General features: G+C 47.0%; 1 protein-coding gene. It reads right to left on the minus strand.

The genetic code is table 11. The features are described from left to right. The coding region (locus tag BP896_RS09635; RefSeq protein WP_291767898.1) for a glycosyltransferase at positions 1–400 on the minus strand (400 nt) is incomplete at its 3' end. Positions 401–561: the final 161 nt, after the last annotated feature.

Consider the following 561-nt stretch of genomic DNA (forward strand, 5'->3'; position numbering starts at 1 on the left):
CTTCAGCAGCCTCATTAATTGATATATAGCCGAAGCCATATTTACCTTGCTTAACTATGTCAAGCCAAGCACCCCCATCCTTATGAACAATGGGCACTGCCCCCGTGGACATTGCCTCAACTATGGCGATACCAAAATGCTCAGCTGGGTGGGTGTGCAGCATTACTTTAGCCTTACATAGTAAACTAGATTTAACATCCTCTGAGGCATTAGGAATCACGCTTACTAATCCTCGGCTTAAATTCAGTAACTGCTTAACCCTCTCCTCGGAATCAGAGTGCCCGATTATGGTGAAGTTAACCCAAGGTGCCTTAGCCTTAACCACCTTAGCCACCTCTATGAACTCCTCCCACGGTTTACCAAGCCTCCCAACGCCAATAACTAAATCCTCCTTATCCATGCTGCCACATTCAATTAGCCTTACAGGTGGGTGAATTACNNATTCCATCAACACCACACTGCCTCAGCTTATTGAGTGTCCACGTGGAGTTAACCGCAATTACATTAGCCCTTGTTGGGAATAGGCTCCTGAGGTTGGCTGTGCAGTAGGGGTAGTGGACG

Source organism: Caldivirga sp. UBA161, from assembly GCF_002506515.1.
In the GTDB taxonomy this organism is placed as follows: Archaea; Thermoproteota; Thermoprotei; order Thermoproteales; family Thermocladiaceae; genus Caldivirga.